We start from the raw sequence: 10,596 nt of genomic DNA on the forward strand, positions 1-10,596 counted from the left end.
AGCCCGTGGCGTTCGCAGGACAAGCCGCATGACAGTTCAGTGGCCAGCAAGGTTCGAAGGCGATAAGATGGGCCAATGTCCTATTTCTCCCGGCGCGCGCCGCTTCGTTTGACCCGATCCATCCTCCTTGCCGGCGCTGCCGCCGCGCTACTGCTGGCGGGGCCGTCCGTTGGCGCGCAAGGGACGGCGACGAAAACCGCCGGTGCCCAGGCGGAAAGCGGCGACTGGCTTTATGTCGGCAGCGACATTCCGCGCGATACGGCGTGGCAATTCGGCGTGCTTCCCAATGGTGTGCGCTATGCGGTCCGCAACAATGGCGTGCCCCCGGGGCAGGTGTCGATCCGCGTCCGCATGGACGTCGGCTCGATGTTCGAAACCGAACAGGAGCGCGGTTACGCCCATTTGCTCGAACATCTGACCTTCCGCGGGTCGGAGCATATTCCCGACGGCGAAGCCAAGCGCATCTGGCAGCGGTTCGGCGTCACCTTCGGCAGCGATTCGAACGCGCAGACGACCCCGACGCAGACGGTGTATCAACTCGACCTGCCGAGCGTCACGCCCGCCAATCTCGACGAAAGCATGAAATTGCTGTCGGGCATGGTCCGCGAACCGCGCATTTCCGAACTCGCGGTCGCCGCCGAGCGCGGCGTCGTGATGTCCGAGCTTCGCGAAGCCGACGGCCCGCAAAAGCGCATTGCCGACGCGACCAACGCGCATCTGTTCGCAGGGCAATTGCTCGGCGACCGCTCGCCGATCGGCACCACCGCGTCGCTGGGCAAGGCGAGCGCGACGACGGTCGCCGCCTTCCACAATCGCTGGTATCGCCCCGACCGCGCGGTCGTGGTCATCGTCGGCGATGCCGACCCAGCGGTGCTCGCCGGGCTGGTCGCGAAATATTATGGCGACTGGAAAGCCGACGGACCCAATCCCGCCAATCCCGATTTCGGCAAACCCGACCCGGCCAAACCCGCAGCGCGCGAAATCGTCGAGGCGAACCAGCCGCTCGCACTGACGCTTGCGATGGTGCGCCCGTGGAAGAAGCGCATCGACACGGTGGAAAATACGCGGCGGCTCTATCTCGAATTCATCGCGCAGGCGCTCGTCAACCGCCGGCTGGAAAACCGCGCGCGCAGCGGCGGCAGCTATCTGGTCGCGACGGTCGAGCAGCAATATGTCAGCCGCAGCGTCGACGTGACGATGGCGTCGATCGTTCCCCTGAGCGACTGGAAAGCCGCACTCGCCGACGTGCGCGGCGTGATCGCCGACGCGGTGAAAAACCCGCCGTCGCAGGCCGACATCGACCGCGAGGCGAACGAGATTCAGGCGTTCCTGGTGAAGGAGCTGGAAAATGCGCGCAACGAGCCCGGTGCACGGCTCGCCGACGACATGGTGCGCGCGGTCGACATCAACGAAACAGTGACGAGCCCGCAGGGCCAGGTCGATATGTTCAAGGCGATCCGCGCCTCGGCGACGCCGAAGGTGATGCTCGAGATCAGCAAGGCGATCTTCGCCGCGCCGGTAACCCGCGTCGTGCTGACGACGCCGACGGCGGCGGGCGGCGATGCCGCGGTGCTTGCCGCGCTCAAGGTACCGGTGACCGCGCGCGACGACCGGCTGGCGACGGTGAAGGCCGATTTCAAGCAGCTTCCGGCCATCGGCCAGCCGGGAACGATCACCGCGGCCAGCAGCCTTCTCGGCCTGCGCGCCGAGCGGCTCGAATTCGCCAATGGCGTGACCGCGCTGGTGTCGAACAACAAGGTCGAGCCGGGCAAGGTGCGCGTCAATGTGCGCTTTGGCACCGGCAACCGCAGCGTCGCCGCCGACGCGCCGAACCTGCTCTGGACCGGCGATTACGCGCTGGTCGCCAGCGGGATCGGCCCGTGGGGGCAGAACGAGATCGACCAGCTGACCAACGGCCGGCAGATCCAGATGAATTTCGCGATCGACGACGATGCGTTCGAACTGTCGGCCGAAAGCCGGCCGGCCGACCTCGCCGACCAGATGCGGCTGATCGCCGGCAAGCTCGCGCAGCCGCGCTGGGATGCCGCGCCGGTCGAACGGCTGCGCATCGGTTTCCTCACCGGATATGACCTCAACGACGCGACCCCCAACGCGGTGCTCGACCGCAATTTGCGCGGCTGGTTGACCAACAATGACGCGCGCTGGGCCGCGCCCGACAAGGCGCAGATCGAGGCGCTGACCCCCGCCGCCTTCCGCGCCTTCTGGGAACCGCGGCTCGCCAGCGGACCGATCGAGGTGCAGATTTTCGGCGACCTCGAAACGGTCGACTACAAGAAGATCCTCGCCGAGACGCTCGGCGCGCTGCCGCCGCGCCAGACCCTCGCGCCGCCCGCCGGCCAGCGCGTCGATTTCGCGAAACATGTCACGGTTCCGGAGATCGCCTATCATCGCGGCGAGCAGGGGCAGGCGGCGGCGATGACCGCCTGGCCGACCGGCGGCGGCCTTGCCAGCCCGCGCGATGCGCGCGGGCTCGAAGTGCTGGCGGCGATCTTCAACGACCGCCTGTTCGACCGCCTGCGCGCCGAACAGGGCGCAAGCTATGGTCCGGTGGTCGACAGCCACTGGCCGACGGGCTTCGACACCGGCGGCTATCTGCTCGTCGGCAGCCTGCTCGCGCCGAAGGATCTCGATCGTTTCTATGGCATCGCCCGCGACATCGCCGCCGACCTCGTCGCAAAGCCGATCACCGCCGACGAGCTGGCGCGCAACGCGGGGCCGATCCGCGAACAGGTCGCGCGCGCGTCGACGGGCAACGTCTATTGGATGTTCCTGCTCGAAGGCGCGACGCGCGACCCGCGTGTCACCGCGGCCGCGCTCTCGATCCAGGACGATATTTCGGCGGTCACCGCCGCCGATATCCAGCGGCTGGCGCAGCAATATCTGACACCCGCGCGCCAATGGTCGCTGGCGATCCTGCCCAAGGGGATGACGCTGGCCGATGCATCGGCCCTGGGCGCGGCGCCTGTCCCGGCACCCGCGGCGGGCGGGCGTTAAGCCTTCTTGCTGCTCTCGATGGGGCGGCGGGTCTTGCGGATGCGCGGCTCGCGTTCCAGCTGGCCCTTGGCCATGATGTCGTGCCGCATTTTGGCACGCACGTCGTGGATCGACGCGATCACCGGCCCCATCGCGACGCCGAGGTCGATAAGCACCGCTTCGGCGAGTTGCAGCGAGCTTTCGAGCGTCTCGGGCACCGCGTCGCTGGCCCCGGCCTGATACAGGGCGGCGGCATGGTCGGCGTCGCGCGCGCGGCTGATGATCGGCAGGTCGGGATATTTCTGGCGAAGCTGGCGCGTCATGCGCAGTTGCTGCACCGGGTCGTCCATCGTCAGCACGATCGCCTGTGCGTTTTCGATGCCCAGCTTGTCGAGGCTGCCCGGCCGCGCGACGTCGGCAAAGCGGACGCTGAATCCATCACGCCGCGCCGCGGCGACCGTATCGATGTCGGCGTCGATCGCCACATAGGGACGATCATGCTCGCGCAGCAGTTCGGCGACGGTGTGCCCGACGCGGCCGAAGCCGACGACGACGGTGCGGCCTTCGGGCGTTTCGTCGGCTTGCGCGTCGCCCGTGCGCATCTCGATCCGCCGCGCGATATCGTGGCCGACACGCGCGAGCAACGGCGTGATCGTCAGCCCGATCGCGGTGACGAGCTGCCAGAATTCGGCAGTGCTTCGGCTGATGAGCTGCGCCTGCAAGGCGGTCGTCAGCACGATCAGGGTGGTTTCCGACGGGCTCGCCATCAGCAGCCCGACCTCGGCGGCGGTGCCGCGCCGGGCCGCGCCCGAAAAGCGCAGAAGCGCGGCGGTGACGAACGCTTTGACGAGCACGACACCGACGACCGCGACGGCAAGCGCTGGCCATTGTTCGGCGATTGTCTTGAGGTTGAGCCCCATGCCGACGCTGATCAGGAACACCCCGAGCGCAAGTCCCTTGAACGGCGCAGTGATCGCTTCGACCTCGTTATGATATTCGGTTTCGGCAATCATCAGGCCCGCGAGCAGCGCCCCGACGATCGGTGACAGCCCGACCGCGGCGGTCGCGAGCGCGGCGACGATGACGACGAGCAGGCTCGCGGCAAGGAACAGCTCGGGATCCTTCGCGCGCGCGGCTTGTGCGAAGATCTTTGGCAGCAGGAACCAGCCGCCGATCGCGAGCGCTGCGACGACCACCGCGCCTTGCCACAAGGTCGTCAGCAATAGTTCTGCGCTGTCGCCCGATGCCGCGGGCGATAGCGCGGCAAGGATGAAGATGATCGGGACGAGCGCGAGATCCTCGAACAACAGCATCGAAAAGGATGCGCGGCCGACCGCGGATTTGGTGCCCGCTATCGGCAGCACCAGTGCCGTCGATGACAACGCCAGCGCGATGCCGAGGCCGTAGGCGGCGGCGGTCGAAAGATTTCCGGCGAAGAGCAGGGCGGTGCCGAGGATCGCACCGGCGAGCAGCAGCTCGGCGGCGCCGATCCCGAACACGAGCTTGCGGAGTTGCCACAGGCGGCGGAACGACAGCTCAAGCCCGATCGAGAAGAGCAGCAGGATGATCCCGAGCTCGCCGAACAGCGCGATATCCTCGGTCGATCCGATCGTGACATGTTTCAGCCACGGGTAATCGGCCGCGAGCGCGCCGAGCCCCGACGGCCCGACGAGCAGCCCGACGAGAATGAACCCGATTACGGGCGGCAGGCGGAAGCGCGCGAACGCCGGGATCACGATGCCCGCGGCGCCGAGGACCACCAGCGCGTTGCCGATGGCGGAGGTTTCTGTTTCCGATACCATAAGGGCCGACCTTATGCAGGCCGGCCCCGATTGGCTAGAGGACTATCCCAACCTTTTTGGTTGTTATGCGCCCATCTTGGCTTCGAGGTTCTCGACGATCGCCTCGAAGAAACCTTCAGTGGTCAGCCAGTTCTGGTCGGGACCGATCAGCAGCGCCAGATCCTTGGTCATCTTGCCGCTCTCGACCGTCGCGACGCAGACCTTTTCGAGGTCGTCGGCAAATTTGATCAGCTCGGCGTTGCCGTCGAGCTTGCCGCGGTGCTTGAGCCCGCCGGTCCACGCAAAGATCGACGCGATCGGGTTGGTCGACGTCGCCTTGCCCTGCTGGTGCATGCGGTAGTGGCGCGTGACGGTGCCGTGCGCGGCTTCGGATTCGACCGTCTGGCCGTCGGGGGTCATCAGCACGCTGGTCATCAGGCCGAGCGAGCCGAAGCCCTGCGCGACGGTATCCGACTGGACGTCGCCGTCGTAATTCTTGCAGGCCCAGACGAACTTGCCGCTCCACTTGAGCGCCGAGGCGACCATGTCGTCGATCAGGCGATGTTCGTACACGATGCCGATCTCGTCGAACTGCGCCTTGAATTCGGCGTTGAACACTTCCTCGAACAGGTCCTTGAAGCGGCCGTCATAGGCTTTGAGGATCGTGTTCTTGGTCGACAGATACACGGGCCACTGGCGCGCGAGGCCATAGTTCAGGCTGGCGCGTGCGAAGTCGCGGATCGAATCGTCGAGATTGTACATGCCCATCGCGACGCCCGACGAGGGGAACTGGAACACTTCCTCGTCGATCAGCGTGCCGTCCTCGCCTTCGAACACGAGGCGCAGCTTGCCAGGGCCGGGGACGCGGAAGTCGGTCGCCTTATACTGGTCGCCGAACGCGTGGCGGCCGACGACGATCGGGTCGGTCCAGCCGGGAACGAGGCGAGGGACATTCTTCATCACGATCGGTTCGCGGAAGACGACGCCGCCCAGGATATTGCGGATCGTGCCGTTCGGCGACTTCCACATCTTTTTCAGGCCGAATTCCTCGACGCGTGCTTCGTCGGGGGTGATCGTCGCGCACTTCACGCCGACGCCATATTTCTTGATCGCGTTCGCGGCCTCGACGGTGATCTTGTCGTCGGTCTCGTCGCGCTTCTCGATGCCGAGGTCGTAATAATGAAGGTCGATGTCGAGATAGGGGAGGATCAGCCGCTCGCGGATCCACTGCCAGATGATCCGGGTCATTTCGTCGCCGTCGAGTTCGACGACCGGGTTGGCTACCTTGATCTTGCCCATGCGTTCAGCCTTTTTCCTTGGGGAGTCGGAGTTGCGAGCGCCTTAGGCAAAGCGGGACGATTGATCAACTGCCGGTGGAACTGGCCCTGCGCCTTATCCATTGTCAGTATAGAAGCTGCCCCCTAGAAGAACGGCCATGTCCAATATCATATCCTCGAACCGCCCCGGCGGCGGTATCAAATGGCACTGGCCGTCGATCCATCCCGAAGGCCGCAAATTCCTTTTGATCGCCGGTATCGTGACCCTCTGTTTCTGGCTGCTTGGCTGGGAAATCATCGGCTGGCTGATGCTGGGCGTGACCTTGTGGGTCGGTGCCTTCTTTCGCGACCCGGTGCGCGTGACCCCGGTGGGGAGCGATGTCATCATCGCGCCCGCCGACGGGCTGATCACCCAGATCGCCGAAGTCCCGCCGCCGCCCGAAATCTCCGGCCCCGACGGGCTGGGCGCCGCGCCGATGCTGCGCGTGTCGATTTTCATGAGCGTCTTCGACGTCCATATCAACCGCACCCCCGTCGCAGGAACGCTGCGCAAGCTCGTCTATATTCCCGGTAAATTCGTGAACGCCGACCTCGACAAGGCGAGCGAAGAGAATGAGCGCCAGCATTTCGTCGTCGAGCGCGCCGATGGCGTGCGCATCGGCTTTACCCAGATCGCCGGCCTCGTCGCGCGGCGCATCATGCCCTTCGTCACGATGGGCAATGAACTCACCACCGGCCAGCGCGTCGGCCTCATTCGTTTCGGCAGCCGCGTCGATGTCTATCTGCCTGCGGGCACGACGCCGCAGGTGCTGCTCGGGCAGCGCACGCTCGCCGGCGAGACGGTCGTCGCGCGGATCGGCACCGCCGAGACGATCGACGGGATCGGTCAATAAAATGACCGAGGACGAGCAGGTCATTCCCGATGCCGCGGGTCGCCGCATCGCCGGGGTCAGCCTGCGCGCCTTTGCGCCCAATGCGATCACCATCCTCGCGCTCTGTTCGGGGCTGACGGGCGTCCGCTTCGCGATCGGCGGCGAATGGGCCGCGGCGGTGACGATGATCATCGTCGCGGGCGTGCTCGACGGCATGGACGGGCGCATCGCGCGGCTGCTGCGCGCGCAGAGCAAGTTCGGCGCCGAGCTCGATTCGCTGTCCGACGTGATCGCGTTCGGCGTCGCGCCGGCGATGATCCTGTTCCTCTGGTCGCTGGCCGACGCGCCCAAATTCGGCTGGACCGCGGCGCTGGCGCTCGCGGTGTGCTGCGCGCTGCGCCTCGCGCGCTTCAATTCGCGTATGGATGCCGATTTCCAGCCGCACAAATCGGCGGGCTTCATGACCGGCATTCCCGCGCCCGCGGGCGCGGGGCTGTCGTTCGTTCCCGTCTATCTGTGGCTGGTCACCGGGAACGACCTGTTCCGCGAATGGTATGTCGTGATGCCGTGGGCGCTCGCCATCGCGATGCTGATGATCTCGGCGATCCCGACCTACAGCTGGTCGTCGATCCGCCTTCGCCGGTCGTGGCGCCTGTTCGCGCTGGCGGGGGTGGGCCTGCTCGGCGCCGCGCTCGTCACCGCGCCCTGGCAGACTTTGCTCGCGGTGTGCGCGCTCTATCTGCTGATGCTGCCCTTCGGGCTTGCCAGCTATGCGAAGGTCAAGCGGCGCGGCTGAGCGCCGGCTGCATGCGCGCCGCGGCATGGATCGGGCGCGGGGCATCGCGGCGCGCCGGCGAGCGGCGCAGCGTCATCTTCTGCGGCAGCGGGCCCGACTGCGGGGCGGTTTCGGCCGGGAAGGCGCCTTCGCCGAGCAGCGCCGAGAGAATCGCATTCTCGTTATTCTTGAGCATGGCCAGGATCACCGTGACGCCGAGACCGGCGGCGAGGGCGAAGAGGAGGGCGGCAGCGACCTGAACCATGATCTTGTCCTTTCGGCTTCTGTGTGCGAAACCTTTTGTTAACCAGCGACGGTTTCGTTGGACTTTTCGTTCCATGTTCCCGTTTTGTTCTCAACACTTTTGCGACGAACGGAGTCGCTTTGTCGCCGAGTTGAGTTCCGAGCGGTGCCTGCCAGAAGAATCCTCCCTGCCGAAGGCATGGGGAGGGGGACCGCCGCGAAGCGGTGGTGGAGGGGCTGCGACGTTGCGCCATTAGCCCCTCCGTCAGCGCTTCGCGCTGCCACCTCCCCATCGCTGCGCGACAGGGAGGGGCTGATCATCCGCCCCTTGCATTTCTGCCCCAACCCGGCTAACGGCCCGCCCATTCCACATGGAAGGCGCACATAAACCGGTGCCGGAACGTCCGCTTGCGGGCCTTCGGTTCTTGCTTTCCAGAGGACCAACCGGAAGGAGAAAGACTATGGCGGCACCTGTCGTCACGATGCAGAATCTTATCGAAGCTGGCGCCCACTTCGGCCACCAGACCCACCGTTGGAACCCGCGCATGAAGCCGTACATCTTCGGCGCGCGCAACGGCATCCATATTCTCGACCTGTCGCAGACCGTGCCGCTCTTCGCGCGCGCGCTCGACTTCATCGCGTCCTCGTCGGCCGCCGGTGGCAAGGTCCTGTTCGTCGGCACCAAGCGCCAGGCACAGGGTCCGATCGCCGACGCCGCACGCGCTTCGGGTCAGCACTTCGTCAACCACCGCTGGCTGGGCGGCATGCTCACCAACTGGAAGACGATCTCGGGTTCGATCAAGCGTTTGAAGACGCTCGAAGAGCAGCTCTCGGGCGACACCTCGGGCCTTACCAAGAAGGAAGTGCTCAACAAGACGCGCGAGCGCGACAAGCTCGAAATGAGCCTTGGCGGCATCCGCGACATGGGCGGCATTCCCGACGTGATGTTCGTGATCGACGCGAACAAGGAAGAGCTGGCGATCAAGGAAGCCAACGTCCTTGGCATCCCCGTCGTCGCGATCCTCGATTCGAACGTCTCGCCCGACGGCATCGCCTTCCCGGTTCCGGCGAACGATGACGCCGCGCGCGCGATCCGCCTCTACTGCGATGCGGTTGCTCAGGCGGCGACCCGTGGCGGCCAGCAGGCCCGCGCGAACCGCGGCGAAGATCTCGGCGCCGCTGTCGAGCCCGCCGCCGAAGCCGTGCTGGCCGAAGAAGCGGCCGCTCCGGTTGCTGAAGAAGTTGCCGCTCCGGTGACTGAAGACGAACAGGTCCCGGCCGAAGCAGCCGCCGAAACCGAACGTCAGAGCGACGCCTAGTCGCTCTCGGGCATGACGGGACGGCGCGGGCAAGGCCCACGCCGTCCCTGTCATCCCTTTGACTTATCGCCCCGCCATGCGCGCGGGCGTCCCGCGGGCCAGATGGGCTCGCCCCTTTTGAAAGGATTTTTCCATGGCTGAAATTACGGCCGCTCTCGTCAAGGAACTGCGCGACCGCACGGGCGCAGGCATGATGGACTGCAAAAAGGCGCTCGCCGAAAATGGCGGCGACATCGAAGCGTCGATCGACTGGCTGCGTACCAAGGGTCTCGCCGCCGCCGCCAAGAAGGCCGGCCGCGTTGCCGCCGAAGGTCTCGTCGGCGTCGCCACCGACGGCACGCGCGGCGCGATGGTCGAAGTGAACAGCGAGACCGACTTCGTCGGCAAGAACGAGCAGTTCCAGGCATTCGTGCGCGACGTGACGCAGGTCGCGCTCGCCGGCAATATCTCGGACATCGAGGCGCTCGCCGCTGCCGCCTATCCGGGCGGCGAAACCGTCGCGGAAAAGCTGACCAGCAATATCGCGACGATCGGTGAAAACCAGTCGCTGCGCCGCAGCGTCATCGTCTCGGTGAACTCGGGCGTCGTCACGGGCTATGTCCACAACGCCGCCGCACCCGGCATGGGCAAGATCGGCGTGCTCGTCGCGCTCGAATCGACCGCCGGTGCCGACGTTCTCGAACCGCTGGGCAAGCAGCTGGCGATGCACGTCGCCGCCGCGAACCCGCTGGCGCTCAACGGCGACGATCTCGACGCCGACCTCGTCGCCCGCGAACGCGCGATCGCCGAGGAAAAGGCCGCCCAGTCGGGCAAGCCCGCCGATATCGTCTCGAAGATGGTCGACGGTTCGATCGCGAAGTTCCGCAAGGAAAACGCGCTGCTGTCGCAGCTGTTCGTGATGGACGGCAAGACTCCGGTCGCCGAAGTCGTCGCCGCCGCCGGCAAGGATGTCGGCGCCGACGTGACGCTCAAGGGCTTCGTCCGCTTCCAGCTCGGTGAAGGCATCGAGAAGGAAGAAAGCGATTTCGCGGCGGAAGTCGCAGCCGTCGCCGGCGTCTAAAAAAGAAGATCCGGATTGCCGCATTCGTCGCGGTAGTCCGCTTGGCAATGGCGCGTGCCCGAAGAGCCAGTCCCTGCCAATTGGAAGTGTCGTGACGGAGTCGAATTTGCTTCAGCGCTAGGCGCGAGGAGGGAGCGATGGAATGCCATCGTGACCGACGAGCAACGAAGCGCTGGAGCAAATTCGGCCCGCCGCTTCGCGGTCGGCGTGAGAAGCGCTCCGGAGGGCGTCGGATCACTTGCACGGGCTACCGGCCCGCGCTGCGCGTTCCTCCT

At 66.0% G+C, this 10,596-nt stretch carries 8 protein-coding genes; 5 read left to right on the forward strand and 3 right to left on the reverse strand.

Annotated features, from left to right (window positions below; genetic code table 11):
* Positions 1-75 precede the first annotated feature (75 nt).
* Positions 76-3,015 carry a M16 family metallopeptidase gene (locus ACTJI5_RS17850; RefSeq protein WP_440861245.1) on the forward strand — a complete coding sequence of 980 codons (2,940 nt, stop codon included), beginning with the start codon at positions 76-78 and terminating at the stop codon, positions 3,013-3,015.
* Here ACTJI5_RS17850 and ACTJI5_RS17855 read toward each other — a convergent pair.
* Positions 3,012-4,796, reverse strand: a complete 1,785-nt coding sequence (locus tag ACTJI5_RS17855) for a cation:proton antiporter domain-containing protein (RefSeq protein ID WP_058535940.1) — start codon at positions 4,794-4,796, stop codon at positions 3,012-3,014. The two genes, ACTJI5_RS17850 and ACTJI5_RS17855, sit on opposite strands and share 4 nt — an antisense overlap.
* A gap of 63 nt (positions 4,797-4,859) precedes the next feature.
* Positions 4,860-6,074 carry an NADP-dependent isocitrate dehydrogenase gene (locus tag ACTJI5_RS17860; RefSeq protein WP_058535941.1) on the reverse strand — a complete coding sequence of 405 codons (1,215 nt, stop codon included), beginning with the start codon at positions 6,072-6,074 and terminating at the stop codon, positions 4,860-4,862.
* A gap of 136 nt (positions 6,075-6,210) precedes the next feature.
* Here ACTJI5_RS17860 and ACTJI5_RS17865 point away from each other — a divergent pair, with 136 nt between their 5' ends.
* Positions 6,211-6,945, forward strand: coding sequence for a phosphatidylserine decarboxylase (locus ACTJI5_RS17865; protein ID WP_310256769.1), 735 nt, complete (start codon positions 6,211-6,213; stop codon positions 6,943-6,945).
* Between the two features lies 1 nt (position 6,946).
* Positions 6,947-7,720 carry a CDP-alcohol phosphatidyltransferase family protein gene (locus ACTJI5_RS17870; RefSeq protein ID WP_058535943.1) on the forward strand — a complete coding sequence of 258 codons (774 nt, stop codon included), beginning with the start codon at positions 6,947-6,949 and terminating at the stop codon, positions 7,718-7,720.
* Here ACTJI5_RS17870 and ACTJI5_RS17875 read toward each other — a convergent pair.
* The gene (locus ACTJI5_RS17875) at positions 7,704-7,964 is read right to left on the reverse strand and encodes a hypothetical protein (RefSeq protein ID WP_440861246.1); all 261 of its coding nucleotides are present in this window, start codon (positions 7,962-7,964) and stop codon (positions 7,704-7,706) included. The two genes, ACTJI5_RS17870 and ACTJI5_RS17875, sit on opposite strands and share 17 nt — an antisense overlap.
* 439 nt (positions 7,965-8,403) lie before the next feature.
* On the opposite strand from ACTJI5_RS17875, the gene rpsB reads away from it, so the two are divergent.
* The gene (gene rpsB, locus ACTJI5_RS17880) at positions 8,404-9,261 is read left to right on the forward strand and encodes a 30S ribosomal protein S2 (protein WP_037517468.1); all 858 of its coding nucleotides are present in this window, start codon (positions 8,404-8,406) and stop codon (positions 9,259-9,261) included.
* A gap of 133 nt (positions 9,262-9,394) precedes the next feature.
* Positions 9,395-10,321 carry a translation elongation factor Ts gene (gene tsf / locus ACTJI5_RS17885; protein ID WP_440861247.1) on the forward strand — a complete coding sequence of 309 codons (927 nt, stop codon included), beginning with the start codon at positions 9,395-9,397 and terminating at the stop codon, positions 10,319-10,321.
* Positions 10,322-10,596 lie beyond the last annotated feature (275 nt).

Origin of the sequence: Sphingopyxis sp. 22461 (genome assembly GCF_052044915.1) — a bacterium.
Lineage (GTDB): Bacteria > Pseudomonadota > Alphaproteobacteria > Sphingomonadales > Sphingomonadaceae > Sphingopyxis.